19 protein-coding genes are annotated in these 26,153 nt (G+C 68.4%); 9 read left to right on the top strand and 10 right to left on the bottom strand.

What is annotated here, in order from left to right:
- Positions 1-34 precede the first annotated feature (34 nt).
- Both KF708C_RS10470 and KF708C_RS10465 read right to left on the bottom strand, forming a co-directional pair.
- Positions 35-1,525: an efflux transporter outer membrane subunit gene (locus KF708C_RS10470; protein WP_059411717.1), complete on the bottom strand. Its 1,491-nt coding sequence runs from the start codon at positions 1,523-1,525 to the stop codon at positions 35-37.
- A gap of 40 nt (positions 1,526-1,565) precedes the next feature.
- Entirely contained in the window at positions 1,566-2,000 is a 435-nt protein-coding gene (locus tag KF708C_RS10465; protein WP_020202507.1) for a MarR family winged helix-turn-helix transcriptional regulator, read from the bottom strand.
- 335 nt (positions 2,001-2,335) lie between these two features.
- Here KF708C_RS10465 and KF708C_RS10460 point away from each other — a divergent pair, with 335 nt between their 5' ends.
- The 3 genes from KF708C_RS10460 (at position 2,336) to KF708C_RS10450 (ending at position 5,472) form a co-directional block, all read left to right on the top strand.
- Positions 2,336-3,121, top strand: coding sequence for an SDR family NAD(P)-dependent oxidoreductase (locus KF708C_RS10460; RefSeq protein ID WP_059411878.1), 786 nt, complete (start codon positions 2,336-2,338; stop codon positions 3,119-3,121).
- Positions 3,122-3,485: 364 nt separating this feature from the next.
- Positions 3,486-4,472, top strand: a complete 987-nt coding sequence (locus KF708C_RS10455) for a tripartite tricarboxylate transporter substrate binding protein (protein ID WP_059411716.1) — start codon at positions 3,486-3,488, stop codon at positions 4,470-4,472.
- Positions 4,473-4,494: 22 nt separating this feature from the next.
- Entirely contained in the window at positions 4,495-5,472 is a 978-nt protein-coding gene (locus KF708C_RS10450) for a D-2-hydroxyacid dehydrogenase family protein (RefSeq protein WP_059411715.1), read from the top strand.
- 21 nt (positions 5,473-5,493) lie between these two features.
- On the opposite strand, the gene KF708C_RS10445 is transcribed toward KF708C_RS10450, so the two are convergent.
- A complete protein-coding gene (locus KF708C_RS10445; RefSeq protein ID WP_059411714.1) occupies positions 5,494-6,882 on the bottom strand; it encodes an MATE family efflux transporter in 1,389 nt (462 codons plus the stop codon).
- Between the two features lie 173 nt (positions 6,883-7,055).
- On the opposite strand from KF708C_RS10445, the gene KF708C_RS10440 reads away from it, so the two are divergent.
- Complete coding sequence (locus tag KF708C_RS10440; RefSeq protein ID WP_020423748.1) at positions 7,056-7,520, top strand: MarR family winged helix-turn-helix transcriptional regulator; 465 nt, start codon at positions 7,056-7,058, stop codon at positions 7,518-7,520.
- 204 nt (positions 7,521-7,724) lie between these two features.
- Here KF708C_RS10440 and KF708C_RS10435 read toward each other — a convergent pair whose 3' ends face one another.
- A complete protein-coding gene (locus tag KF708C_RS10435) occupies positions 7,725-7,919 on the bottom strand; it encodes a hypothetical protein (RefSeq protein ID WP_020202513.1) in 195 nt (64 codons plus the stop codon).
- A gap of 168 nt (positions 7,920-8,087) precedes the next feature.
- Between KF708C_RS10435 and KF708C_RS10430 the strand changes: the two genes are divergently transcribed.
- The 4 genes from KF708C_RS10430 to KF708C_RS10415 all read left to right on the top strand — a co-directional run bounded on the left by KF708C_RS10430 (position 8,088) and on the right by KF708C_RS10415 (position 12,985).
- Complete coding sequence (locus KF708C_RS10430) at positions 8,088-8,903, top strand: fused MFS/spermidine synthase (protein WP_020202514.1); 816 nt, start codon at positions 8,088-8,090, stop codon at positions 8,901-8,903.
- A gap of 350 nt (positions 8,904-9,253) precedes the next feature.
- Positions 9,254-10,237: an ABC transporter permease gene (locus KF708C_RS10425; protein ID WP_059411713.1), complete on the top strand. Its 984-nt coding sequence runs from the start codon at positions 9,254-9,256 to the stop codon at positions 10,235-10,237.
- 140 nt (positions 10,238-10,377) lie between these two features.
- The gene (locus KF708C_RS10420) at positions 10,378-11,268 is read left to right on the top strand and encodes an ABC transporter permease (protein WP_020202516.1); all 891 of its coding nucleotides are present in this window, start codon (positions 10,378-10,380) and stop codon (positions 11,266-11,268) included.
- A gap of 1 nt (position 11,269) precedes the next feature.
- Positions 11,270-12,985 carry an ABC transporter ATP-binding protein gene (locus tag KF708C_RS10415; RefSeq protein ID WP_059411712.1) on the top strand — a complete coding sequence of 572 codons (1,716 nt, stop codon included), beginning with the start codon at positions 11,270-11,272 and terminating at the stop codon, positions 12,983-12,985.
- Positions 12,986-13,057: 72 nt separating this feature from the next.
- On the opposite strand, the gene KF708C_RS10410 is transcribed toward KF708C_RS10415, so the two are convergent.
- The 6 genes from KF708C_RS10410 to KF708C_RS10385 form a co-directional block, all read right to left on the bottom strand.
- Positions 13,058-14,677, bottom strand: coding sequence for an ABC transporter substrate-binding protein (locus tag KF708C_RS10410; protein ID WP_082079503.1), 1,620 nt, complete (start codon positions 14,675-14,677; stop codon positions 13,058-13,060).
- A 32-nt stretch (positions 14,678-14,709) separates the two neighbouring features.
- Complete coding sequence (locus KF708C_RS10405) at positions 14,710-16,500, bottom strand: hydantoinase B/oxoprolinase family protein (protein ID WP_231586428.1); 1,791 nt, start codon at positions 16,498-16,500, stop codon at positions 14,710-14,712.
- Positions 16,497-18,215 carry a hydantoinase B/oxoprolinase family protein gene (locus KF708C_RS10400; RefSeq protein WP_059411711.1) on the bottom strand — a complete coding sequence of 573 codons (1,719 nt, stop codon included), beginning with the start codon at positions 18,213-18,215 and terminating at the stop codon, positions 16,497-16,499. Before KF708C_RS10400 ends, KF708C_RS10405 begins: the two co-directional genes overlap by 4 nt.
- Positions 18,212-20,368 (bottom strand): hydantoinase/oxoprolinase family protein, encoded by a 2,157-nt coding sequence (locus KF708C_RS10395; RefSeq protein WP_059411710.1) that lies wholly within the window; start codon positions 20,366-20,368, stop codon positions 18,212-18,214. The genes KF708C_RS10400 and KF708C_RS10395 overlap by 4 nt, the downstream gene beginning before the upstream one ends.
- Before the next feature lie 293 nt (positions 20,369-20,661).
- A complete protein-coding gene (locus KF708C_RS10390; protein ID WP_231401593.1) occupies positions 20,662-22,206 on the bottom strand; it encodes an amidase in 1,545 nt (514 codons plus the stop codon).
- Positions 22,203-23,810, bottom strand: coding sequence for an ABC transporter substrate-binding protein (locus KF708C_RS10385; protein ID WP_059411709.1), 1,608 nt, complete (start codon positions 23,808-23,810; stop codon positions 22,203-22,205). Before KF708C_RS10385 ends, KF708C_RS10390 begins: the two co-directional genes overlap by 4 nt.
- A 1,039-nt stretch (positions 23,811-24,849) precedes the next feature.
- Between KF708C_RS10385 and KF708C_RS34490 the strand changes: the two genes are divergently transcribed.
- Positions 24,850-25,983 (top strand): AlbA family DNA-binding domain-containing protein, encoded by a 1,134-nt coding sequence (locus tag KF708C_RS34490; RefSeq protein ID WP_197090339.1) that lies wholly within the window; start codon positions 24,850-24,852, stop codon positions 25,981-25,983.
- Positions 25,984-26,153: the final 170 nt, after the last annotated feature.

The raw sequence follows: 26,153 nt of genomic DNA, 5'->3' as shown, positions 1-26,153 counted from the left end.
TTTGCGGTTGGGTGAGCGGCGGCGGCAGGCCGGTTCAGCGGGCCAGCGCCAACTGCGCGGCGCCGTCCGGCGCGTCGGCGTAGCCGCCGCCGAGCGCGGCGGCCAGCGCGATCTGGCGGTCGCGGCGGGCCATGCGCAGGTTAGCCACGGCCTGGGCGCTGGCCAGCGCGTTGGTCTGCGCGTTGAGCACGGTGAGTTGCGTGGTCAGGCCGGCCTTGTACTGCGCCAGGGCCAGCGCGAGCGCGCGCCGCGCGGCTTCGTCGCCGCGCACGGCGTTGGCGATCTGGGCGTCGGTGGCGCGGATGTCGGCGAGCTGCGTGGCGACGTCGGCCAGCGCGTTGACCAGCGTTTCGTTGTAGCTGGCCACGGCGAAGTCGAACTCGGCGTAGCGGCCCTTGAGCTGGGCGCGCAGCGCGCCGCCGTCGAAGATCGGCAGGTGGATGGCCGGGCCGGCCGCCACGGTGCCGCTGGCCGCGCGCAGGAAGCGGCCGAAGCCGAACGCGTCGAGGCCGATGGCGGCCGACAGGTTGATGTCCGGGTAGAACTCGGCCTTGGCCACCTTGATGTCGTGCAGGGTGGCGTCCACGCGCCAGCGCGCGGCCACGATGTCGGGGCGGCGCGAGACCAGATCGGCGGGCAGGTTGTCGGGCAGGCGCACTTCGTCGCCGGCGCCCAGGCTCGGGCGGGCGATGGCCAGGCCGCGGTCCGGGCCCTGGCCGAGCAGCGCGCCGAGCTGGTAGCGGGTGCGCAGGATGCTACCTTCCAGCGCCGAGACGGCGACCTCGCTGGTGGCGAGGTTGGCCTCGGCGGTGCGCTTCTCGACCTCGGTTTCCAGGCCCATCCGCACGCGGCCGTCGGTCAGGCGCAGCACGGCGGCGCGCTGGGCCACCTCGTCGCGGGCGATGTCGAGCAGCGCGTACAGGCGCGCCAGTTCGTTGTAGGCGCGCGCGACCGCGGTGCCGAGCGTGAGCCGGACCTGCTCCGACTCGGCCTCGCTGGCGCGCAGGGCGGACACCGACGCGCGCAGCGCTTCGCGGTTCTTGCCCCACAGGTCCAGTTCATAGCTGGCGCCCAGCACCGCCTTGTTCTCGGTCTGCCACGAGCCGCCATACGGCGGCGGCGTCATGGCGTTCGCGGAAAAGCGCTGGCGGTTCCACGAGTAGCCGAAGCCGACCTGCGGCAGCGTGCTGGCGTTGGCGCTTTCGCTGACCGCGGCGGCGGCGGCCACGCGCGCGCGGGCCTTGTCCAGCGAGGGGCTGCCCTGCAGCGCTTCGGCAAGCAGGGCCTTGAGCTGCGCGTCGCCGAACTGGCCGGCCCAGTCGGGCGACGGCCAGCGGCCTTGCGCGGTGGGGATGCTCCGCGTGGCGGCGTAGTCGCCGGCGCCGGCGATCTGCTTGTCGCTGTGGATGCCGGCGTAGTTGGCGCAGCCGGCCAGCACGGCGACCATCAGCGCGGAGAGGGCGAGGCCGGCCGGGCGGGCAAGGCGGCGCAGGTGGCTGGCCGGATTGGTATGCTGATTTCTCATTTTCTGACCTATCAGTTAATTGGGCGAAAAAAAAGCGGGCTCAGGCGCCTGCGAACTTGACCAGCAGCCGGCGGAACTCGGCGAACTCTTCGCGCGAGAACGCGGCGAGGCGGGCATTGAGCACGTCCGGCGCGATCTCCGCGGCGCGTTCGGTGACTTGCCGGCCCGCCCCGGTCAGCGCCAGGTTGACCACGCGGCGGTCGTCCAGGCTCCGGCTGCGGCACAGCAGTCCGCGGGTCTCGAGCTTGTCGAGCATGCGCGTCATCAGGCCGGTGTCCACGCCGAGCCGCCTGCACAGCCCGAACGGCGTGGCGTTGCCGTGGCGCATCGACAGCAGGATGGCCATCTGCTGGCTGTTGATGCCGAGGTCCTTCAGCGCGGCGTCCAGTTCTTCCATCAGGCCGTTGCGGGCGCGATTGAGGAAGTACCCGACGCTGTGGGTCAGCGGGTAGGTTTCCCTGGTGTAGTGGTTCACGGCTGGCTCCCGTCCTTGGTTGATCGAACAGTAGCTGACATGTCAGATAAAGACAAGAGGAATTTGCGGGCGGAAGTTCGAGCCGGAAGGCAAGAGGCGGGAGCGGCGCGGTTCCCGCCTGTCTTGCCGGAGCGTTCGTGCGGGCAATTTCCTCCTGTCGGGGTAGGTCCGGGCCGCATGCGGTGACAGCAACGCGACTTGCGCCTGGCGGCCTTGAGCGTGCTCCCCGAGGGCGGGGCGGCGGCATCGGGCATGTGTGCCGCCTCACGCACGGCGGCAAGCGCGGTTACGATGTCGGCGACAACAACGGCGATCACAATCAAGGGAGTGCAGCGGTGGAACTCAATCTGCGGGACAAGCTCGTCATCGTCACGGGCGGCAGCAAGGGCATCGGGCTGGCATGCGCGCGGGCATTCGCGCGCGAGGGCGCGCGCGTCGCCATCATCTCCAGGGACCCCGGTAACGTCGAGCGCGCGCTGGCCGGACTGGCGCAGGAGGGCATCCGGGCCGCCGGCTACGCGGCCAACCTGTCGGCGTACGAGGACGCGGCCAGGGTGGTGGCGGCCATCGAGGACGAGCAGGGCGCGGTCGACGTGCTGATCAACAGCGCCGGCGCGGCCAAGCGCTACGAGCCGGAGGCGCTCGACGGCAATGCGCTGCGCGCGGGCATGGAGGACAAGTATTTTCCCGTCGCCAATGCGCAGGAGGCGGTGCTGGCGCGCATGCGGCCGCGCGGCAGGGGCGCCATCGTCAACATCATCGGCACCGGCGGCAAGATGCCGACCTCCACCCATCTCTCCGGCGGGGCGGCGAACGCGGCGCTGATGCTGTCCACGGTGGGCCACGCGGCGCACTATGCCGCGCTGGGCATCCGCATCAACGGCATCAATCCGGGCCACACGCTGACGGGGCGCGTCGAGCAGTCCCTCGCGCTCGAGGCCAAGCGGCTCGACATCAGCCGCGACGAGGCCTTCGCCCGCACCGCGGCCGACGTGCCGCTGGGCCGCTACGGCCGGCCCGAGGAGATCGCCGATGCGGCGCTGTTCCTCGCCAGCGAGCGCGCCAGCTACATCGTCGGCGCGATCCTGTCGGTCAACGGCGGGCGCGGCCCGGTGATCTGAACCCGCCGCCCAGGCAGAAGTCGCGCACGTAGGTGAAGCGTCCGGCCAGCTTGGCCGGCAGGTCCACGCGCGGCACGCCCTTGCCGACCAGCGCATGCGCGGCCGCGCCAGCCCGACGTCGGGCTCCTCGGCCACCATCTGCGCCAGCGCGATGCGCGCGCCGGTGCCGAGGTCGACCTTGCCGCTGTACACCGTGCGCTGTACACCGTGATGCATGCGACCGGCCGCCGCTGGAACAGGAGCGGGGCGCGCGCATTTCCACGGCACGGAAATACCGGGTCGTTTTTGCCGGCACATCTCTTAAACTCGGCTGGCATCAAGGCATGCCGCAGCGACGGCACACGAGAAAAAAGGAGACATTGGCATGGCCCATATTTCTGGCCGCCGCCGGGCGCTGCTGCTGGCCGCGCCGGCGGCGCTCTGCGCGGGCTGGCTGCCGCGCGCCCACGCCGCGGCGTACCCGGACAAGCCGGTGCGGCTGGTGGTGCCGTTCGCCGCGGGCGGGCCCGTGGACGGCATCGCGCGCATGCTGTCGCGCCAGATGGGCGGCGGGCTGGCGCAGCCGGTGGTGGTGGACAACCGGCCCGGCGCCGGCGGCGTCATCGGCCTGAGCGCCATCGCCAGCGCGCCGGCCGACGGCTACAGCATGGTGCTGTCGTCGATCCAGCTGGTGACGAATCCGGCGCTGATGCCGTCGCTGCCGTTCGTGGCCGAGCGGGATTTCGCCCCGGTGACGGTGGTCGGGTTCATCCCGCACGCGCTGGTGGTGCGCGGCGACTATCCGGCGCGCACGCTGCAGGATCTCGTCGCGATGGCGCGCAAGGCGCCGGGCTCGATGAACTACGGCTCGTCCGGCAACGGCACCTCGGCCCATCTGGCCGGCGCGATGTTCGCCGAGCGCGCCGGCATCCGCGCCGTGCACGCGCCGTACCGCGGCGCCTCGCCGGCGCTGACCGACCTGCTGGGCGGGCAGATCCAGTTCATGTTCCTCGACGTGCCGACCGCCTTGCCTTACCTGAAATCCGGCAAGCTGCGCGCACTGGCGCTGGCGCCGAGCAGCGGCGCCTCGGTGCTGCCCGACGTGCCGACCATCGCCGCCTCCGGTTATCCCGGCTTCGACATCCACGCGTGGTACGGCCTGCTGACGCGCACCGGCACGCCGCCCGAGATCCAGCAGCGGCTCTACCAGGAAACGCGCCGCGCCATCCAGAGCGAGGCAGGGCGGGCGTACCTGAAAGCGCAGGGCATCGAGCCGGGCGGCATGCCGCCGGCCGAGTTCGGCGCGCTGATCCGCGCGGACCTGGCAAGCTGGCGGGGCGTCGTCGAGCGCCTGCACATTTCCCTGTCCTGAGCCTTCCTCGGAGTTTCCAACCATGCGAATTGTCATTCCCGACGACTATCAGGGCTGCGTCCGGGGCCTGCATTGCTTCTCCACGCTGGCCGGCCACGACGTCACCGTCTACGAGGACAACGTCAAGTCCCTCGATGCGCTGGCCGAGCGCTTCCGCGACGCCGATGCGCTGGTGCTCACGCGCGAGCGCACGCAGATCACGGCCGCGCTGCTGGACCGCCTGCCGCGGCTGCGGCTGATCAGCCAGACCGGCAAGGTGGCCGGGCATGTGGACGTGGATGCCTGCACCGCGCACGGAGTCGCCGTGGCCGAAGGCTCGGGCTCGGGCGCCGCCACGGCGGAACTGACCTGGGCGCTGATCCTGGCGAGCCGGCGCCATCTCGTCGCCGAGGTCAACCGGCTGCGCGGCGGCCAGTGGCAGGGCACGCTGGGGCAGGAGCTGCGCGGGCAGCGGCTGGGGGTCTGGAGCTATGGCCGCATCGGCAGACAGGTGGCCGCCTACGGGCGCGCCTTCGGCATGAAGGTGTGGGTGTGGGGCCGCGAAGGTTCGGTGGCGGATGCGCGCGCCGACGGCTTCGAGGTCGCGCCGTCGCGCGAGGCTTTTTTCGCCGAGAGCGACATCGTCAGCCTGCATGTCCGGCTCAACGCCGAGACCGAGGGCCTGATCGGCGCCGCCGACCTGGCGCGCATGGGCCCGGCCGCGCTGCTGGTCAACACCAGCCGCGCCGAGCTGGTGGCGCCCGGCGCGCTGGTGGCGGCGCTGCGCGCGGGCCGCCCGGGCTTCGCGGCGGTCGATGCCTATGAGCAGGAGCCGGTGCTGGGCGCCGCGCATCCGCTGCTCCAGCTGGACAACGCGCTGTGCACGCCGCACATCGGCTTCGTCGAGCGCGACAACTACGAGACGTACTTCGGCACCGCCTTCGACAACATCAACAGCTTCTTTGCCGGCGTGCCGAAGAACCTCGTCAACCCGCGGGCGCTGGAGGCGGCGCGGCGCTGAAGCCGGCCCCGCCGCCGGCGCCTAGCTGGTCTCCCGGAAGCCGAAGAGGAAGACCGATGCGATGACCGCGCCGTACAGCACCATGCCGAGCGCCGAGGCGGCGAAGAACGCGACCAGCGAGCCGGTGAGGTGGATGGCCAGCCATCCGCCGCCGACCGCGACCAGCAGCCGCAGCAGGCCGGCCAGCAGCGGCCATTTCAGGCGGCGCGCGCCCTGCGAGGCGAAGTACAGCGCGAATCCCAGCCCGAAGAAGCCATAGAAGGGGCCGACCACGCGCAGATAGGTCGTGCCCGTCGCGAGCATGCCTGGGTCGGTGCCGAACAGCCGGAGCCAGCTCAGCGGCCAGATGGCGGCGCACAGGCCGATGGCCTCCGTCACCGCGAACGACATCGCGCCGCCGATGAGCGCGATCTGGCGCACCCGCGCCGGCTGGCGCGCGCCCAGGTTCGAGCCGACCATCGCCACCAGCGGCGCGCCGATGCCGAAGGCCACCGGAATGACGAGATATTCGAGCCGCACCCCGGTACCGTAGCCGGCCAGCGCCGACACCCCGAAGCTCGCGCCGACCATCGCGGTGGTGGCGCCGATCATGGTGTTGGTGATGAACGGGTTGATCGCGGCCACGCCGCCGACCGAGAGTATTTCCATCGCCAGCGGCCAGCGCAGCGGGCCGCGCTGCAGCTTCGCGGCGTTGCGCCCGCTCAGGCAGTACCAAGCCAGCACGGCGGCGCCGAGCGCGTAGTAGATGAGCATGGCGACGCCCGCGCCCGCGATGCCGAGCTCCGGCATCGGGCCCCATCCGAAGATCAGGCTGGGCGACAGCGGGATCAGCAGCAGCGCGCCGCCGCAGATCACCGCGCCCGGCGTGACCATGTTGCCGGTGCCGCGGATCACGCTGGCCAGCGCGTTCATGACCCACATCATGACCGAGCCGGCGAAGACGATGTCCGAGTAGGTCAGCGCCGCGTCCAGCGCGGCGCCGCTGCCGCCGAGCGCGCGGTAGAGATACGGGCCGGCAAGCAGCAGGGCGGCGGACGAGACGATGCCCAGTCCCGCGTTGATGACCACCGCGTGCAGGGCGAGGCTGCTGGCTTCGGCATGCCTGCCGCCGCCGAGCGCGCGCGACACCGCCGCGGAAATGCCGCCGCCCATGGCGCCGCCGGCCATGTTCTGCAGCAGCATCAGCACCGGCAGGACCAGCGCCATGCCGGCCAGCGGCGCCGTGCCCAGGCGCGAGACGAACCAGGTCTCGATCAGGCCCGTGCTCGACTGCGCCAGCATCATGGCGAGGTTGGGCCAGGCCAGCCGCGCGACCGTCGGCAGCACCGGCCCCTTGAGCATCGCCTGCAGCCGCGGGTTGGCCGCCGCGCTGGCGGCATGCGGCGCATTGGATGCCGCGGGAGTCGTCATTCTGTCACCTCGGAGGGATTCGCACGGTGACTGGCACACCGCCTCGGCCGATGCCACATGCAGGCATATGCAAGTAGCCGGAAACGCAAAGGTATGTGCATATGCAATCAATGTCAAGTGAGGTAAGCTCGCCGCATCACGTCCACTGCCGCGGCCAGGACCGCCAAGCCACAATGACATCCCTCCGGAGCGACGCAACCCTGTGCAATGGCGGCGCGCTGCGCAAGGCAGCCCGCCGCGTGTCCCAGCTCTACGACGCCGTGCTGGCGCCGTGCGGCCTGAAGCTGTCGCAGCACGCGATCCTTGCCCACGTCGACCGCGCCGGGGCGCCGCCGTCGATGGGGCAACTGGCGAAGGCGCTGGTGCTCGACCGCTCCGCGCTGGCCCACAACATCAAGCCGCTCGAGCGCGACGGCCTGATCGAACAGTTGCGGGACCCGGAGGACGGCCGCAGCCGCCTCGTCGCGCTGACCGACGCCGGCCGGAGCAAGCTCGTCGAATCGAAGCGGCTGTGGCGCCTGGCGCAGGCGCGGTTCGAGCACGTCTACGGCGAGGACGACGCGAAGGCCCTGCGCAGCGCGCTGGCCAGGATTCATTCCGATGAGTTTGCCGAGGACTTCGTGGCCGTTGGCGACTGAACCGGCCACGCGCGGCGGGCGGGGGGCGGGGGGCGGGGGGCGGGGCGCCCGGTCCGGCCCGGCAGGCGCGGGGAGGGCGGCGATGCCCTCCACTGCCGGAGGGCTTGTTTGGACGGTGGAGCGGGCGGCTCTGGGACGGCAACAGTGCGATCCCAGGCGATATTCCGGCAGCGGCGCATGCGCCCGCCGGACAGCGGCATGCGGCTATCGGCTGCTTTCCCTGACCGAGCCGACCTTGGGCCGCGTCGCATAGTCGACGCCGTGCTGTTCCAGATAATCGCGGATCAACTGGCGCACGACCTGCGATGGCGTCTGGTCCTGTGCCGCGCACAGCGTCTCGAAAGCTTTCTTCTTCACCGGGTCAATCAACACGGTAAGCCGTGCGGTCTTGGTTTCCATGCGTTTTCCATGCGTATCAGAGTCGCATCGTATGATAATGCTATTATCATAGTATACAACCTGACAGCCGGAGTACAGGCCCGCTGGCTCAGGCTGGCCGTGCCGCCCCGGGACCGATTCCGGGAGGCCTGCACAAGCTGCCTGGCCCTGCAAGCCCACGTCATCAAGATGGATCCATCCCGCGCCTCGTTCGAAGCGTATTTGAAGTTTCTTGCCGAAACGCCCGATGACGGCAAGCCGGTGATCCTGGAAACCGATCACGCGCTGTCGCTGCATTTCGACGTGCATGCCACGCAAAGCCTCATGTCGCGGCGCGACCCCGACAAGCTGGTGCTCGGTTATACCCGGACCATGATGGGCTTCCTGCTGCTGCGCCCGGCGCCGGCCCGCATCTCGATGATCGGCCTCGGCGGCGGCTCGCTGGCCAAATACTGCTACCGCCATCTGCCCAACGCCAAGGTCGTGGCCATCGAGATCGATCCGGCCGTGATCGCCTTGCGCGACACTTTCCATATCCCGCCCGACGACGATCGCCTCGAAGTCATCTGCGCGGACGGCGCCGAGTACGTCAAGGGCCAGGACGCGCGGCCCGACGTGATCATGGTCGACGGCTTCCTCGCGCACGGCATGCCGGCCCAGCTGGGAACGGCGGATTTCTACGGCGCCTGCCACGCGCGGCTGGCCGACGACGGCGTGCTGGTCGCCAATTTCCTCGAGAGCGACCAGGACATTCCGTTCTACCTGGAAGAGGTCCGCTCCGTGTTCGGCGAGTCGTTCGCCGTTTCGCTGTCGGAAGACAGCTGCAACTACACGCTGTTCGCCTGGAAAGGCGCGTGGACGCTGCCGTCCCTCGAAACGCTGCTCGCCCGCGCGCGCATCCTGGAGACCGCGCACGCACTGAACCTGCGCTCCGCCGCGCGGCGTCTGAAGCAGGGCAAGCGGCTGGCGTCGGACTGGCGGTTCTGGCGGAAACTGGGGGGATGACGGCGCGTGGCCGGGGGCAGCAACCCCGGCGGCGGTTGGGGGCGGCTGCAGGCCTGTCTGGCGGGCCGGCGCGGCGCGGATTGCGGCCCCCGGTGCCGCAGCCATCTGACGGAAGTAAATCGAATATGCGTAGACGATAAAGTTCGTTGGGTGCGCACGGAGACCGCCTTAGCCTGACTGTCGATCCAGCTTTCCGCCAGACAGTCCCTCATGACCCTCTCCTGCAGCAAGTTCCTTGGCACCCGCTCGCGTGATGCCGGCGCCGTCCATCGCGGCGTCTCACCGACCACGGCCGTCATGCGCCGGCCTTCCGATGCAGGCGTGGTCAGCCCGGACGAGGCGGTGCAGCCATGAAGCTGCGTCAGGCGAGCCGCACGCTGATCCGCACGGCGTGGCAGGCCGTGCCGACGGTCATTGGCGTGATCCTTCTCAATTTCATCCTGATGCAGCTGATTCCCGGCGACGCCGCCGACGTGGTGGCGGCCGAGTCGGGCTCCGCCACGGCGGAGAGCATGGCGCAGCTGCGCACGCATTTCGGCCTCGACCTGCCCGTGCTCCAGCAACTGGGTGCCTACCTGAACAACCTCGCGCATTTCAGCCTGGGCGTTTCGCCGCGCTACAACATGCCGGTGGTGGCGCTGATCGGCGCGCGGCTCGGCAATACGCTGCTGCTGATGGTGACGGCGCTGACGCTCGCGCTGGCCATCGGCATCGCCGCGGGCACGGTCATGTCCACGCGCGTGGGCCGCTGGCAGGACCGCACGCTTTCCGTGCTGGCACTGCTGCTGTATTCCACGCCGGGTTTCTGGCTGGGGCTGATGGCCATCGTACTGTTCTCGGTGCACCTGGGCTGGCTGCCCACCGGCGGCAGCGAAACCATCGGCGCTGGCTATGCCGGCTGGACGCACGTGGTGGACGTGGCACTGCATCTGGTGCTCCCCGCGCTGGCGATGGCCGGCTTCTATATCGCGATCTTCTCGCGGCTCACGCGCGCCGCGATGCTCGAGGTGGCCCGGCAGGACTTCGTGCGCACGGCCGAAGCCAAGGGGCTGCATCCGTGGACAGTGAACCTGCGCCACATCCTGCGCAATGCGCTGATCCCGGTCACCACCGTGGCCGGCATGCATTTCGGCACGCTGCTGGGGGGCGCGGTGGTGGTCGAGACCGTGTTCAGCTGGCCCGGACTGGGACGCCTGGCGTTCGACTCGGTGGCCGGACGGGACTACACGGTGCTGCTTGGCGTCTTGCTGATGTCGTCGATGCTGGTCATCGTCGCCAACATGCTGGTCGACCTGCTGCATGCCTGGCTCGATCCGCGCATCCAGGTGCGATGAGCGTCCCGCCGCGTGCTTCCCGTCCGTCTTCCTTTTTCTTCCTGTTTCCGAACAACCAGGCTTCAACGCGTTCGATGTCCACACCGCTCTCATCCGATTCCGCGCTTGCGTCCCCGCCGGTGCCTCGCTCCGAACCTGCCTTGACGGCAACCGCGGCCGCGAAGGTCGGCGCCGGCGCCAGGCCGGTCTCCAGCCGCCATGCCGCGCTGCGCGCCTTCCTGCGCAATCCGGCCGCCGTGGCGGGCGTGCTGCTGCTGGCGTTCATGCTCGTGCTGGCGCTCGCCGCGCCGCTGCTCTATCCGGGCGACCCGCTCGACATGGTCGCGCCGCCGCTGTTGTGGCCGGGTCATGACGCGGCCTTTCCGCTCGGCAGCGACTCGCTGGGCCGCGACGTCATCGCCGGCATCGCCCACGGCGCGCGCGTGTCGCTCGCCGTGGGCGTGGTCGCCGCGGTGCTGAGCCTGCTGATCGGGGTGCTGGTCGGGGCAAGCGCCGGCTACTTCGGCGGCCGCATCGACGACGCCCTGGTACGCATCACGGAGCTGTTCCAGACGATGCCGTCGTTCCTGTTCGTGATCGTGGTGGTGGCCATCGGCCAGCCTTCCGTGCCGGTGATCGTGCTCGCGATCGGTCTGGCCTCGTGGCCGGTGATCGCGCGGCTGGTGCGCGCCGAGTTCCGCGCGCTGCGCGAGACGGAGTTCGTGCTCGCCGCGCGCAGCCAGGGCTTCAGCCACGCGCGCATCATCTTCCAGGAGATGCTGCCCAATGCGTTACCGCCGGTGATCGTGACGACGTCGGTGCTGGTGGCCAGCGCCATCCTCATCGAGTCGGCGCTGTCCTTCCTCGGCATGGGCGATCCGAACGCGGTGTCCTGGGGCAGCATGATCGGCCAGGGCAGGGAGCTGCTGCGTACGGCGTGGTACCTCACGGCGCTGCCGGGCGCGGCCATCGTGCTGACGGTGCTGGCGCTCAACCTCGTGGGCGACGGGCTCAACGATGCATTCAACCCGCGCCTGAGGGGGCGCCACTGACATGGCGGCAAACCACATCAACCAAGACGCGCCGCTGCTCGACGTGCGCGGCCTCGATGTCTTCTTCCACGGATCGAATGGTCCGATCCAGGCTGTCCGCGGGCTGGACCTGACCTTGCGGCGCGGCGAGACGCTCGCGCTCGTGGGCGAATCCGGCTGCGGGAAGTCCACCACGGCGCTCGCGCTGCTGCGCCTGCTGGCGCCCGGCGCCGCGCTGCGCGGCAGCATCCGTTTCGATGGCCGCGACATCCTCGCCTTGTCTCCCGCCCAGCTGCGCGAAGTGCGTGGCCGCGAGATCGCCATGATCTTCCAGGAGCCGATGACCTCGCTGAACCCCGTGCACACGATCGGCGCGCAGATCGGGGAGACGCTGCGCAGGCACGAAAGGCTTTCGGCCCCGGCGGCCCGCAGGCGCGCCATCGAACTGCTCGACCTGGTGCGCATTCCCGAGGCGCACCGGCGTATCGACGACCACCCGCACAACCTGTCCGGCGGCCAGCGGCAGCGCGTGATGATCGCGATGGCGGTGGCCTGCAATCCGCGCCTGCTGGTCGCGGACGAACCCACGACCGCGCTGGACGTCACCATCCAGGCGCAGATCCTCGCGCTGCTCGACGGCCTGCGCCGCGATCTCGACATGGCGCTGCTGCTCATCACGCACGACCTGGGCCTGGTCGCGCAATGGGCCGATCGCGTGGCGGTCATGTACGGCGGCGAGAAGGTCGAGGAGGGGCCGGCCGCGAGTTTGTTCGAGGCGCCCGCGCACGCATACACCAAAGGCCTGCTCGGCGCGTCGCTGCACGCGGGCAGCGCGCTGCATTATGCCGAGGCGCGGCTGCCCGAGATACAGCCTCGCCTCGATCCCGTCACCGGCGCGCGCGAGTTCGCCTTGCATGTGCCCGCGGCGAAGCCGCTCAGGCGTGTGCCGGCGGGCGCGCCGCTGCTGTCGGTACAGGCGCTGCGCACCGATTATCCCAAGCGGGGGGGCGGCGTGCTGCACGCGGTGGACGGCGTGTCGTTCGACATCCACGCGGGAGAGACCGTGGGACTCGTGGGGGAGTCGGGCTGCGGGAAGTCCACGCTGTCGCGCACGCTGCTGCGTCTCGTCGATCCGGCGGCGGGCCGCGTCGTGTTCGACGGCACCGACATCGCGCCGCTCGCCGAAAAGGCGCTCAAGCCGTGGCGCCGCCGCGTGCAGATGGTGTTTCAGGACCCGTATGCCTCGCTGAACCCGAGGCGCAGCGTGTTCGACATCATCGATGCCGTGCTCAAGGTACATGGGGTGAGCGACCATGCCGAGCGGCGCAACCGCATCGCGGCGATCCTGGAACGCGTGGGCTTGCCGGCCGATGCGGCGCGCCGTTTTCCCAATGAGTTCTCGGGCGGACAGCGCCAGCGCATCGGCATCGCGCGCGCGCTGGTGCTGCGGCCCTCCCTCGTGGTGCTCGACGAGCCCGTGTCGGCGCTGGACGTGTCGGTGCAGGCGCAGATCCTGAACCTGCTGGTGGAGCTCAAGGAAGACTTCGGGCTCTCGTACCTGTTCATCTCGCACGACCTTTCGGTGGTGCGCTATATCGCCGACCGCGTGATGGTGATGCATCAGGGAAAGATCGTCGAGACCGGCAGCCACCGCGAGATCTGGGACCGGCCGCAGCATCCGTACACGCGCAGCCTGATCGCGGCCGTGCCGGGCGCGCAGCAGCGCAAGGCGGCGTGATCGCCCTGCCACGGGCCCCCGACGCCTGAGATCCGCAAGCGCCTGCCGGCCTGACGGCCGGCAGGCCGGCGCCTACTTCTTCGGCGCGTCCACCCACACGTCCGCCAGGTTCGACTCCACGCCGTCCGCCGTCAGCGAATGGTCATGCACGCGCTGGTTGGCGATCGTGATGAACATCGGCTGGTAGAGGTTCAGGTCCGGCACGTCGCGCGCCACGGTGTCCTGGAACGTCTTGAACAGCTTCAGGCGCGCGGCGGGGTTGTTTTCCACCGCCGCGTCCTCCAGGAGCTTGTCCACCACCGGGTTCTGGTAATGCGTGCCGTTGGAAAAGGGCACGCCCTTGATGAAGTTCTTCGACCAGTACAGCCGCTGCACGCCCACGGTCGGGTCGAACAGGTTGCTCGCGCCGTTGGTGGTGAACGCGAAATCGCGGTCCGTGTAGATGCGCTTGATGAACGCGCTCGGATCCTGCGAGCGTACCGTCACCGCGATACCCACGCGTGCCAGCGCCGCGCGGAGGTAGTCCGCCAGGCGCGCACCGTCGCCGGCGATGGGGTTGTAGTCGAGCGGTACGCTGAAGCGGACGCCGCCGGCCTTCTTCGGATAGCCTGCCTCGTCCAGCAGCGCATTGGCCTTCTTCAGGTCGAGCGCGTAAGGCGAGGGCGCCGGATCGTGGAAGGCCTTGAGGCCCGGCGCGATCGGCGAGTAGCTTACCTGACCATAGCCGTAGTTCACGACCTTGACGATGACGTTTCGGTCCACCGCATGGGCCACGGCCTGGCGCACCTTCTCATTGCGGAAGTACTCGTTGTCGAGGTTGAACTCCAGCCGCGTGACATTCGACGAGTAGCTGTTGCCCTTGGTCTCGAAGCGCAGCGAGGGCACCTTCTTGAGACGGTCGAGGTCGGCCAGTGGCACCGGCGTGCGGTAGCCGAGGTCCACCGCGCCGGTCTCGAACGCCACGGCGGCGGCGGCGGGGTCGGTCACGAAGCGTACGATCAGCTGGTCGACGAAGGGCTTGGGCTTGTCCCAGTAGTCGGGGTTGCGTTCGTACACGATGTGGCTGCCGCGCACCCATTCCTTGAACCGGAACGGGCCGGTGCCGATGGGCGCGTTGTTGTTCGGATTGCTGGCGGGATCGGTCCCCTCGTAGAGATGGCGGGGCACGATGGGCGTCTCGGTCGCGACCAGCGCGCGGATGAGGTACGGCGCGGGCCTGGACAGCCGCAGGATGGCGGTGTACTTGTCGGGCGTGTCGATGCCGACGAGGTTGGCGAACGTGTTGCGCCCGCGCGGGTGGATCTTCTTCAGCAGTTCGATGGAGTAGGCGACGTCGGCCGACGTGAAATCCTTCCCGTCATGCCATTTCACGCCGTGACGCAGCGTGAACGTGTAGGTCAGGCCGTCGGGGCTGATCGCCCATCTGGTGGCCAGTTGCGGCTGCGGGTTGACGTCGTAGTCGTACTTCAGCAGGCCTTCGGTCACCTTGGCGCTCACGCTCAGGATGGGCGTGGCGACGTTGCCGATGGTGACGAGCGCGGTCGGCTCGCTGGTGGACAGCAGCGTGAGCGTGCCGTTGTGGTTGGGTGGCGCGGCGAAGGCGATGCCGCCGGCATTGGCCGCGAGGCCGATGGCGAGCAGCGTGGCGAGGAAGGTGCGACGCAGGGGCAACGAGGGCTTCAGGAGGTGCATGGAGTAGGACGCAGGATCAAGGTGGAAATGAGTCAGGAGGTGGCTTCGGCCGGCATGTCGTCGTCCGTCTTTGCCACCAGGGTTTCGGGCGAAACCAGCCCCTCGCGCAGGTCGCGCGCCGCCAGCGCGGGGTCGCGCCCGGCGGGGTCGCCAAGGCCGCCGCCGCCCGGCGTCTCGACGATCAGGCGGTCGCCGGCCGGCACGACCTGGCGGCCCTTGGCCCGCAGCGTGGCGCCCGAGGCCAGCCGCAGCCGGCCAGGCGCGCCATCGCCGCCGCCGAGCGCGCCGCGCGCGGGGTTGGCCACGCGGTCGAACGCCGCCGCGATCAGCATGGCCGCGTCCTCGCGCGCATGGCGTACCTCGATCACCTGGCCAAGGCCGCCGCGCGTGGCGCCGGTGCCGCCCGAGCCGATGCGGAACTCCTTGCGGTCGAAGATGATCGGCGCCTGGGTTTCCAGGATTTCGACCGAGACGTTGCGCACGCCGCTCGGATAGGCCGTGACCGAGAGGCCGTCCTTGCCGGGCCGCGCGCCGGTACCGCCGGTGGAGAAACTGATCACGTTGAAACGCTCGCCGCGGCGCATGGCCTCGGCATCGGCCTGGCTTGCCTCTGCCAGCACCTCGCCGCCAACGAGCTGCAGGTTCCACAGCGACGAAGCGCCCTCGGCCGGCACGCGATCCGCCCGCGCCTGGCGGAGCGCGCCGAACACGGCGTCGGGCAGCAGTTGCCCGAGCACGTGGCGCGCCGTCACGGCGGCGGGATGCAGCGCGTTGAGGATGCAGCCGGCGGGCGCCTCGACGCGGATCGGCGCCAGCGATCCGGCATTGTTCGGCACGTCGGGCCCGACCAGGCAGCGGATGCCGAACGAGGTGTAGGCGTCGGTGTAGGCCTTGGGCACGTTGATGCCGCGCGCCACGCTGCCCGAGGTGCCGGCGTAGTCCACCGTGATGCCGTCGTCGGCGATGGTCACCGAGACCTGCAGCGTGATGGGCGCGTCGTAGCCATCCGCTACCAGGGTGTTGTGCCAGGTCCCGCGCGGCCAGCCGCGCAGCGCGTCGCGCATCGCCCGGGCCGAGCGCGCGATGACAAATTCGCCCAGTTCCTCGAGATCGGATAACTTGAACTCGCGCAACAGCGTGCGCAGCCGCCGGCCGCCGACCTCGTTGCACGCGATCAGCGCGAAGAGGTCGCCCTCCACCTGCTCCGGGTCGCGCACGTTGGCGCGGATGATTGCGCGCACGGCCGGGTCCACCGTGCCGCGGCGCACGAAGCGCAGGATGGGGAGGAACAGGCCTTCATGGTAGATCTCCAGGCCGTCCGGGCTGGAGCCGATGCCGCCGATGTCCACCACGTGCAGCGTGGAGGCGAACAGCGCCACCGGGCGCGCCGTCCCCGACTCGCCGTCATCGCGCTCGCCGTGGTGGAAGATGGGCGTGACCATCGTCATGTCGAACAGGTGGCCGGTGCCTTTCCACGGATCGTTGGTGAGGAACACGTCGCCGTCTTCCATCGTGTCCGGCGGAAAGCGCCGCAGGAAGTGCTTGACCGATTCGGCCATCGAGTTGACGTGGCCCGGCGTGCCGGTCACGGCCTGCGCGATCATCCGGCCATCGGGCAGGAACACGCCGGCCGACAGGTCGCCGGCCTCGCGCGTGGGGGTGCCGAAGGCCGTGTGGATCAGCACCTGCGCCTGTTCCTCGACCACGGAGAGCAGACGGTTCCAGGCGAGTTGGTGGCGGATGAGCCGGCCGGGTCGGGCGGCCTGACCGGACGGACTGGTCGGGACGTCAGCCAGTGTCCTGGCAGCGGATGTCTTGCTCATGCGGCGGTTCCTGCGGGATCTTTGGTAGGGGTGGCGGCGTGCTTCGTGACCAGGCCCGCCTCGATGTCTCGCGCGAGCAGGGCGGGGTCACGCTCGGCGGGATCGCCAAGGCCGGCGCCGCCTGGCGTCTCGACCACCAGCACCTCGCCGGCCGGAATGACCTGCCGGCCCTTGCCGCGCAGCACGGTACCGGCGTGTCGGAGCCGAGCCGTGCCGGGCGCGCCGTCGCCGCCGCCGAGCGCGCCGCGCGCGGGAAAGCGCACGCGGTCCCAGGTGGCGGACAGCACCATCGGATCGCCGTCGGCGTTCTCGATTTCGATGACCTGCCCGAGGCCGCCGCGCGACGCGCCGACGCCGCCCGAGTCCGGGCGGTACTCCTTGCGCCGGAACAGCAGCGGCGCCTGCGTCTCGAGGATTTCGAGCGACACGTTGCGCACGCCGCTCGGATAGGCCGTGGCCGAGAGGCCGTCCTTGCCCGGGCGCGCGCCGGTGCCTCCGGTGGAGAAGCTCACGATATTGAAGCGTCGCGCGCGGCGCAAAGCGTCGTTCGGCCCGCCCTCGATCGGCTGGCCGCCGAACAGGCGAACGTTCCAGAGCGACGAGGCGCCTTCGGCGGGCACGCGGTCGGGCCGCGCCTGGCGCAGCGCGCCGAATACCAGGTCGGGCAACATCTGGCCGATCGCCGCGCGCGCGGCGACGGCGGCGGGCGGCAGCGCGTTCACGATGGAGCCTTCCGGCGCCACGACCCGGATGGGCGCGAGCGAGCCCGAGTTGTTGGGCACGTCGGCGCCGATCAGGCAGCGGATGCCGAACGAGGTGTAGGCGTCGGTGTAGGCCTTGGGCACGTTGATGCCGCGGGCGATGCTGGCCGAGGTGCCCGCGAAGTCGACCACGATGCCGTCGTCCGACACCGTGATGGCCGCATGGAGATCCAGCGGCGAGTCATAGCCGTCCACCGTCATGTGGTTGTGCCAGGTACCCTTGGGCCATGCGCGCAGCGCCTCGCGCATGGCCAGCCGCGAACGTTCGATGATGTAGTCTCCCTGCGCCTGCAGGTCGCCGAGCCCGAACTCGCGCAGCATGCGCCGCAGTCGCGTGGCGCCCACGGCGTTGCAGGCCACCAGCGCGTGGAAGTCGCCCTCCACCTGGCCGGGCTCGCGCACGTTGGCGCGCACGATGTCCAGCACCGCTTCCTCGATCACGCCCTCGCTGACGAAGCGCAGCGGCGGCAGGAACAGTCCCTCCTGGTAGATATCCAGCGCATCGGGGCCGGCATTGACGCCACCGATGTCGACCACGTGCACGGTGGAGGCGAACAGCGCGACGAGGCGCTTCGCGCCGTTTTCTCCATCGCCGTCGCCATCCCCGTGGAAGACCGGCGTGAGCATGACCACGTCGAACAGGTGCCCGGTTCCCTTCCACGGATCGTTGGTGACGTAGACATCGCCGTCGCGCATGGTTTCCACCGGAAACGCGCGCAGGAAATGCAGCACGGAATCGGCCATCGAATTGACGTGGCCCGGCGTGCCGGTCACGGCCTGCGCGATCATCCGGCCATCGGGCAGGAACACGCCGGCCGACAGGTCGCCGGCCTCGCGCGTGGGAGTGCCGAAGGCGGTGCGGATCAGGGTCTGGGCCTGTTCTTCCACCACCGCGAGCAGGCGGCTCCAGACCAGTTGCCGGCCCAGCGCCTGACGGCCAGCAGCGTTTGTCATACGGCCTCCGCTTCGGCTGCGGGCGCGCGCTGCCGGCGCGCGGCGGTGGTGTCGTCGAGCACCAGCGCGCCCAGCTTGCTCACGCGCGCCTCGAAGCCCGAAATGACGTGCGTGGTCGTCTCGTCTTCCACCACCAGTGCCGGGCCTTCGATCCACTTGCCCGCGCCGAGCGCGGCACGCTCGAAGACTGGCACCTCGCTCCACTGCCCGGTCTCCGCGTCGTACAGCCGCCGGGTGCCGGAGGGCTGGGCGCGGTGCGCGTCGGCCACGATTTCGTCCGGCTCTGGCGCCGCGCGCCCGCCGGCTTCCACGGCGACCGACCAGCTCACCGCCTCCGCCGCGATGTGCGGCAGGCTGCGGCCGTAGAGCGCGGCATAGCGCGCCTCGAAGCGCTCGTGCAGGGCCTTGCCGCTGGCCACGTCGAACGGGCCGTCCGGCAGTTCCACGGGAATCTCGTGGCCCTGGCCCGCGTACCGCATGAAGGCCTGGCGATGGCGTACCAGCGAAGCGCCCGGCGCGGCGCGCAGCACCACGTCGTCAGCGGTGGCGGTGAGTTCGGCAAGCAGCTTGTCCACCGCCGCGTGGTCGATGCGATCGAGCCGCTGCGCGAGGCTGCGTACCGTCTGGTAAGCCACCGGTGCCCACAGGAAGCCCAGCGCCGAACCCACGCCGGCGGAATTGGGGATCACCAGCCGCGCCACGCCCAGCTTGCGCGCCAGCAGCGCGGCATGCAGCGGCGCGGCACCACCGAAGGCAATGACGGTGCTGTCTTCCGCCACCTTGCCGAGCTCGGAGGCATGCACGCGCGCCGCGTTGGCCATGTTTTCCGTGACGATCTCGATCACGGCCTGCGCGGCCGGCTCGATGTCGAGGCCCGTTTGCGCGGCCAGGCCCCGCAGCAGCGCGTCGCGTGCGCGTTGCGGGTCCAGCCGCACCTTGCCGACCGCGAAGCGCGCCGGGTCGATGGTGCCGAGCGCGGCGTGCGCATCGGTCACGGTAGGTAGTTCGCCGCCCAGCCCATAAGCCGCCGGGCCGGGCGAGGAACCCGCGCTGTCGGGGCCGACCTGGACCACGCCAAGGTGGTTGACGCGCGCGATGGAGCCACCGCCGGCGCCGATCTCCACCATCTCGATAACCGGGATGCGGATCGGCAGGCCGGAGCCCTTGAGGTGCCGGTGCACGCGACCGAACTCGAAGCTGCGACTCACCTGCGGCTGGTAGTCGTCGATGAAGCAGATCTTGGCCGTGGTGCCGCCCATGTCGAACGACAGCGCGCGCGCGGCGCCGATCTGCTCGGCGACCTGGCGTGCGAGCACCGCGCCGCCGGCGGGGCCGGATTCGACCAGGCGCACCGGTTCGTCGATGCCGGCCTGCAGCGTGGTGATGGCGCCGCCCGAGGTCATCAGGAACGGCTCGGCGCGCAGGCCGCGCGCGGCCGCCCCTTCCTGCAGGCGGCGCAGGTAGCCTGCCACCTGCGGCTGCACGTAGGCGTTGGCGCTGACGGTGGACAGTCGCTCGTACTCGCGGATCTCGGGGCATACGTCCGAGGCCAGCGACACCCACAGGCCGGGTGCGTGCTCGCGCAGCAGGTCGCGCACGCGGCGCTCGTGCGCGGGATTGGCGTAGCCGTGCAGGAAGCAGACGGCCACGCTCTCGATGCCGTCGGCCAGCAGCTGCCGCGCCAGCTCGACCACCTGCGCCTCGTCGAGCGGCGTGATCACGCGGCCGGCCGCATCGGTGCGCTCGACCACGCCATGACGCCAGTGGCGCGGAACCAGCGGCGCGGGCTTGTCGAGGAACACGTCGTACTGCGCGAAACGGTCTTCGAGGCCGATTTCCACCAGGTCGCGGAATCCGTGCGTGGTGAGCAGCGCGGTAGGCGCGCCTTTGCGCTCGATCAGCGCGTTGGTGGCCAGCGTGGTGCCGAGGATCAGCAGGTCGACGTCGGCCCAGCCGGCACCGGCCAGTCGCAGCACTTCTTCGACGCCGCCGAGGACGGCTTGCTCCGGCGCCGTCGGCGTGGTGAGTACCTTCAGCGTGTGCTTCTCGGTGCCGCGCAGCAACACCACGTCGGTAAAGGTGCCGCCGACGTCGACGGCGACACGCAGGCGCGGGTCATGCGCGGCGGAGGGGGAGGGGAGTTGCGAAGACATGAGGGGAAATGCTCTTTGAAAGGGTCGGCGCTCGAATCCGCTTGGCGCCGGCCGGCGAAGCAGATGCAACCGCGCTGGCGGCGCACGCTCTCGCCACGGCACGCGTCGTGGGGCAGGGCCATAAGCCACGCGGAGGAAACCGGTCATGTTGCGCGCGTGCGGCGGCCTGGGCAACGAACGCGTTCGACTATCGTTATGCGCTGCGCTGCGCTGCGCTGCACTGGACGGCCCGCGGCACCCGGTGGCCGGAGCGGCGGCGCGCGCCTGCCATCGGGCGGCGCGAGGCGGCCGTCCTATCCCGCCGGCTGCTCGTCGTAGCCGGGCGGCGCGACGAAGCCGCCGTAGGCCTGTTCCAGCAGGTGCGCGAAGTGCAGGGTGGTGCGATCTTCGAGGTAAGGGCCAACGGCTTGCGCGCTGATGGGCAAGCCTTGCGCGTCGAGTCCGAGCGGAAAGCTGGTGGCCGGCAGTCCCGGCAACACCGGCAGGCCCGCCCAGTAGAACAGGTCGAGGAAGCGGACCTGGCGGGTGCCGTCGGCGAACTCGACCGGGAACGTGCGCGCGTCCTTCGGTTCGCGCTGGTCGTGCGCGAAGGCCGGCAGCGGCGCCACCGGCGTCACCACCACGTCGAAGCGTCCGAACAGGCGCTCCCATTGGTGGCGCAGTGCGAAGCGCGCTTCGTTGTCGCGCAGCCAGTCGGCATGACGCAAGGCCGGCGCACGCAGCCAGGCGGCATCGGCGCTGTCGTCATCAGGCGAGAGTGCCGCAAGGCGTTGGCGCGCGGCCTCGCTCTGCGCGGGCGGCGACGCCAGCGAGGAGCCCAGCAGGCTGCGGTACACGCGGTGCTGCAGCACCAGGTCGGGCAGGAGGCCGGCCGGCACGTCGGCGATGTGGCTCACTTGCGTGCCCTGAGTGCGCAGGCGTTCCACGAGGCGCTCCACCACCTGCTGCTCGTGCAGGCTGCGTTCGGTGCCCGGCCACTGGTCGATGACCAGCACCCGGAAGTCCCGCAGCCGTGCGTGGCGCGCAGGCGGCAGCGCGACCTTCCAGGCCTTGGCGGCGATCGGCTCGCGGTTGAGCAGCAGGTCGAGCGCCAGCTCCAGGTCGGCGGCGGTGCGTGCCAACGGACCCGCCACCACCAGGTCGCGGTCCGCCAGGCGGCCCGAGGGCACGCCGGTGCCGCCCAGCGCGACCAGGCCCGCGGTCGGCTTGTGGCCGTAGACGCCGTTGAAGTGCGCGGGAATGCGGATCGAGCCGCCGATGTCGGTCCCCAATTCCAGGGAGACATAGCCAGCCGCCAGCGCGGCCGCCGAACCGCCCGACGAGCCGCCCGGGGTACGTGCAAGATCCCATGGATTGTTGCTCGTACCGTGGATGGCGTTATAGCTCTGCAGGTCGGCCAGCGCGAGAGGAACATTGCTCTTGCCGACGATCACGGCACCGGCCTCACGCAGTGCCGCGACGGCCAGCGCGTCGGTTGCGGCGACGTTGTCGGCATAGGCGGGGTTGCCGTTGCTGGTGACAAGTCCGGCCACGTCGAACGATGCCTTTACCGTGATCGGCACGCCTAGCAGCGGCTGGCGTTCGCCGCGAGCCAGGGCAGCGTCGGCCGCGCGCGCGTCGGCGCGGGCTGCTTCGTCGTTTCGCACGACGACGGCGTTGATCGCTCCGTCGAGGCGGTCGATGCGCGCCAGTACGTGTTCGAGCAACTCGACAGCCGTTACGTGGCCGTCAGCGAGCGCCTGGGCCTGTGCGCTCGCGCTCGCAAAGGTCAGCGCCTGCAAGCGAGACTGCTGGATGTCCTGCGTCGTCATGCTGGATCCCCGGGTGTCGGCATTCATTTGCGCGGCTCGATCCAGGCGTCCGAGAGATCGCCCGCCATCAGGTCGATGCTGTTATTGAGGTTGTGTACGCGCACGCTGTACACCTGGACAAATGGAACGGTGACAAGCGGCAGCACCGGCAGGTCGCGCCCGACGATCTGCTGGATCTGCTTGAAATGACTTGCGCGCCTGCCAGGGTCGACCTCCACGGCCGCCTGGCGAAATAGCTCGTCGACCTGCGCATTGACATAGTGCGAGCCGTTGATCCAGACCAGCGGGTTGCGCACACCGTCGCCCCAGTAGATCCGCTGCACGCCCACTGTCGGGTCGAACAGGCGCCCGAGGCCGTTGATATTGATGTCGAAGTCGCGCGTGGTGTAAACGCGTTTCAAAAAGGTGGGAAGGTCGCCATCCACGACTTCCACCTTGATGCCGACGCGGCCGAGCGCCGAGCGCAGATAGTCCGTGGTCCGCTTGAATTCCGCCCCGGGGATGTAGCTCAGTCGGAGGGCAAAGCGCTGGCCGGTGGCCGGCTTCGGATAGCCCGCCTCGTCAAGCAACCGGTTCGCCGCCGCGACATCGAACGGGTACTGGAAGGTACTGTCGTCATAGTAGTCAGACAAGACGCGCGGAACAGGGGAGTTCACCAGCTCTGTGCGCTTGTAGTAGATGGCGTTCCGGATGAAGTTGCGGTCGATGGCCTGTGCAATGGCGTGGCGTACCTTGACGTTCGCCAGGATTGGATTCTCTACATTGAATTCCAGGAATGACGCGTTGTTGAGGAAGCCATCGTACGTGTCGTCCGTCCTCAGCTTCGGGTTCGCGGCCAACCGCTCCAGGTCAGCCAGTCCGACCCCCTGTGCCGCATCGACCTCGCCGGTTTCCACCGCGGTCGAAATAGCGGCCGGATCTCGCATGAACTTCAGGATCACCCGGTCGAGGTGCGGATAGCCCTTGCGCCAGTAGTTCGGATTCTTGCGAAGCACCACGTGGCTGCCGCGGACCCACTGCTCGAATAGGAAAGGCCCGGTGCCAACAGGCGCATTGCTGTTCGGGCTGCTCAGCGGCGCACCGTCACCATAGCGATGCGCGGGCACGACGGGCAGCTCGGCAGACGACAGCGCCTTGAGGAGAAAGGGCGCCGGTCTGGACAGGACAATGACCGCGGTAAGCGGGTCAGGCGTGTCGACGCGCTCCACATTGGCCAGCGTGATGCGTCCGCGCGGCCCCTGCTTTTTTTGCGCAAGCACCGAGTACCGGACGTCCTCGGCGGTGAAGTTGGTGCCGTCGTGAAATTTGACGCCCGGCCGAAGCTTGAAGGTGTACTTCAGGCCATCGGCACTGACTTGCCAGGCCGTAGCCAGTAGCGGCTGGGGGTTGAACTTCGCATCGTAGCGAAGCAAGCCTTCCGTGATCTTGCCGCTGACGTTGCGATTGTCGGTCTTTGTGTCAAGAAAGGAGACGAGTGCCGTAGGCTCTTGCGAGAGGGCGTATGTCAGTGTGCCACCTTCCACGGGCGACTGTGCATTGCTCGGCGCAGTGACAGCGAGTGGCAAGGCTGCCAGCACGAGATGAAGATACCGGCGGTCGAACTTGAGAGTCCTAAGCAAGGATGGGAGCATGACATGCAGCGTGGATCGCAGCGTCGTTGAATAGGCATTCGATTGTCTTGGAATTTCGCGAACGCACTTAGCATTTGTTCGCGCATTGAAATGCGACGCAGCCGCATGTCGACATGCAGCCGCGATCAAATGGCGCTGGACCGGGTAGGCGCAGCGAGAGCGGTGCGAATGGGGTGTGATCTCGCGCTGTGTGGCCTGGCTACAGCACGCGGTGCGTTATGCTCAAGAGGATTTTTCGTCTGTAGTGCTCGAGCGCAAAACTATGCATACCCCGCTAACCGGCTCCCTTAAGTAGGCAAGCACTGAACTGCTGTGCAGGCAAATGAGCTGACCTTTTGGTGTCTCGATGCGCGACCCTTGGCTATCAGACTGGAGAGCGTAGGAACAATGGTGCGCACTATTGTTGCGGAGGAGGGCAATCGACACAAAGGTAGTCACAGTGTGCAAAGCAAGCCATCGCCGGGCTCGCCACCTAACCCTCTTGACGATGAGACGATCGCCAAAGATAACTGCAACGCCAATAGCTTCTTCCAGCCGATTGGTTTCGCGGGATGCGTGAAAAGAGTGTATAAAACGCATATGAACTGCGCGTTTGGGGGAGGAAGATTGTGAGCGTCCGCTTCAATGTCATCTTATCGGATGACCTTAATCGAGAAATTGACCGTGCGGCTGAAGAGGCCGAAACTAATAAGAGCGAGATTCTTCGCAATATCGCTGGCTTCTGGCCAATGCGACTTGGGGCAGTGGGCCACGCAAGTGCGCTCCGGCAATTTGTCACACGGCATAGTTGCGCTGGCTCTGCCCGAACGACTGCAGGGCAAAGATGGCCCCCTTCAGATTACCGTTCGGCATCGACACCGGCGCTGACTGTCGTCGGGCCCACTGTCTCGAGTAACATCTCTGACCAAGACCAGATATAAGCTTCATCCAGCTCCATCAGCATGGCTGATGATGATCATAATAGCGGCGCCGTCGCGTCGAGAGCGTCTCGTAGTTACTATTGATGCATCAGCCCACTACGGCACATACGAGGAGCACCATGCTTCCAGTCAAAAATCTCTCAGACCTCACCGGGCAGCATTTCATCGATCTCGTGGATAACGCCGTTGGAGAATCGCGGACTATTGACTTTAAGATTGCCCTTCCAACCGACCAAAGAGGGCGCGAGGAGATCGCAGCCGACGTTTGCGCGTTTGCGAACACGATCGGCGGCGATATCTGCTTTGGCGTGAAGGAAAGTGGAGGACAAGCAGTCGAGCTAGTTCCACTTTGTGTGGAGAATCTTGACCATGCGCTGCAACAACTTTCAAACGCATTGAGAGACACGTTGGAGCCGAGTGTTTCGGGGTTGCAATTCAGCAAGCTCATCCCCTATAGCGGGGGAATTCTTATTGCGCTGCGAGTTCCACAGAGCTTTGCAGCTCCCCATCGCCGCCGCAACGGCCATTTCTATGCACGAACGAGTGTCGGAAAGGAACCCATGGACGTTCACGCATTGCGTAATGCCTTTGGGCTCGCGAATGAGTTCCCCGCGCGCGTGAGGGATTTCAGAGACGAGCGAATTCAGAAGCTCAAGCAACGGCAACTCACTCCGACGCCGATCGCAGGCCCTTGGTTTGTGGCGCATGTCGTGCCGTTGTCGGCCATGATTCCGGCCACAATGCTCTCAATGCCCGAGATTCAGGCGTGCGCCGCCTCCCATTTGAGGCCACTTGCCATGGCACGCGGCTGCAATCCTGGCGCCATCAACTTTGATGGCGCCATTTCATTTGAAACAGACACCATCGGAAACGCCATCGCTCATACCCAACTATTTCGAAACGGCATCCTCGAGATTGCCCAGTCGCTCAAGACGGTTGCCGATAGAAAAAACCTTCCCATCAGCCGGTATGAAGACCCTCTCAAAAGGGGCGAGATTACCAAAATGTTGACTGCGTTAGAGGCGATCGGGATCGTTCCCCCCGCGTATGTGTGTGTCTCTCTTTTGGGTGTTGGGGGGCAGACGTTGCGCATCGATGGTTTCGAAACTTTTGTGATACCAGAAACCATGCCAGACCTGCTTTTGCCTGAGGCATACCTGGATTCCACGACGCCGGACTACGACGTCTTTTGGCGCCCTCTATTGAACATGGTCTGGCAGGCTGGTGGTCTTCTCCACGGTCCTGGAATCTAGCCGAGGCAAGCTTTAAAGTGGAGTAAATGCATCATGCGATGGCTTGTTGCGGTAGGTCATGTAGCTTGAAGACGCGTTAGCCTCTGCTGCAATGAATGGGATTGATTTCTTCCGAATGTCACCGAGGACCTCATATCAGGAATAACACAGGATGTGGAGCGTACAATCGC

This window comes from Cupriavidus basilensis, from assembly GCF_000876015.1.
GTDB lineage: Bacteria > Pseudomonadota > Gammaproteobacteria > Burkholderiales > Burkholderiaceae > Cupriavidus > Cupriavidus basilensis_B.
Note: the sequence above shows the minus strand (reverse complement) of the source record. Positions and strands in the feature narration are given on the sequence as shown.

Bases quoted from the DNA above. Each gene is read 5' to 3' on its own strand.
- KF708C_RS10470 (WP_059411717.1), bottom strand. From the start codon at position 1,525: ATGAGAAATCAGCATACCAATCCGGCCAGCCACCTGCGCCGCCTTGCC.
- KF708C_RS10455 (WP_059411716.1), top strand. From the start codon at position 3,486: ATGGCCCATATTTCTGGCCGCCGCCGGGCGCTGCTGCTGGCCGCGCCG.
- KF708C_RS10450 (WP_059411715.1), top strand. From the start codon at position 4,495: ATGCGAATTGTCATTCCCGACGACTATCAGGGCTGCGTCCGGGGCCTG.
- KF708C_RS10445 (WP_059411714.1), bottom strand. From the start codon at position 6,882: ATGACGACTCCCGCGGCATCCAATGCGCCGCATGCCGCCAGCGCGGCG.
- KF708C_RS10440 (WP_020423748.1), top strand. From the start codon at position 7,056: ATGACATCCCTCCGGAGCGACGCAACCCTGTGCAATGGCGGCGCGCTG.
- KF708C_RS10435 (WP_020202513.1), bottom strand. From the start codon at position 7,919: ATGGAAACCAAGACCGCACGGCTTACCGTGTTGATTGACCCGGTGAAG.
- KF708C_RS10430 (WP_020202514.1), top strand. From the start codon at position 8,088: ATGGATCCATCCCGCGCCTCGTTCGAAGCGTATTTGAAGTTTCTTGCC.
- KF708C_RS10425 (WP_059411713.1), top strand. From the start codon at position 9,254: ATGAAGCTGCGTCAGGCGAGCCGCACGCTGATCCGCACGGCGTGGCAG.
- KF708C_RS10415 (WP_059411712.1), top strand. From the start codon at position 11,270: ATGGCGGCAAACCACATCAACCAAGACGCGCCGCTGCTCGACGTGCGC.
- KF708C_RS10410 (WP_082079503.1), bottom strand. From the start codon at position 14,677: ATGCACCTCCTGAAGCCCTCGTTGCCCCTGCGTCGCACCTTCCTCGCC.
- KF708C_RS10405 (WP_231586428.1), bottom strand. From the start codon at position 16,500: ATGAGCAAGACATCCGCTGCCAGGACACTGGCTGACGTCCCGACCAGT.
- KF708C_RS10400 (WP_059411711.1), bottom strand. From the start codon at position 18,215: ATGACAAACGCTGCTGGCCGTCAGGCGCTGGGCCGGCAACTGGTCTGG.
- KF708C_RS10395 (WP_059411710.1), bottom strand. From the start codon at position 20,368: ATGTCTTCGCAACTCCCCTCCCCCTCCGCCGCGCATGACCCGCGCCTG.
- KF708C_RS10390 (WP_231401593.1), bottom strand. From the start codon at position 22,206: ATGAATGCCGACACCCGGGGATCCAGCATGACGACGCAGGACATCCAG.
- KF708C_RS10385 (WP_059411709.1), bottom strand. From the start codon at position 23,810: ATGCTCCCATCCTTGCTTAGGACTCTCAAGTTCGACCGCCGGTATCTT.
- KF708C_RS34490 (WP_197090339.1), top strand. From the start codon at position 24,850: ATGCTTCCAGTCAAAAATCTCTCAGACCTCACCGGGCAGCATTTCATC.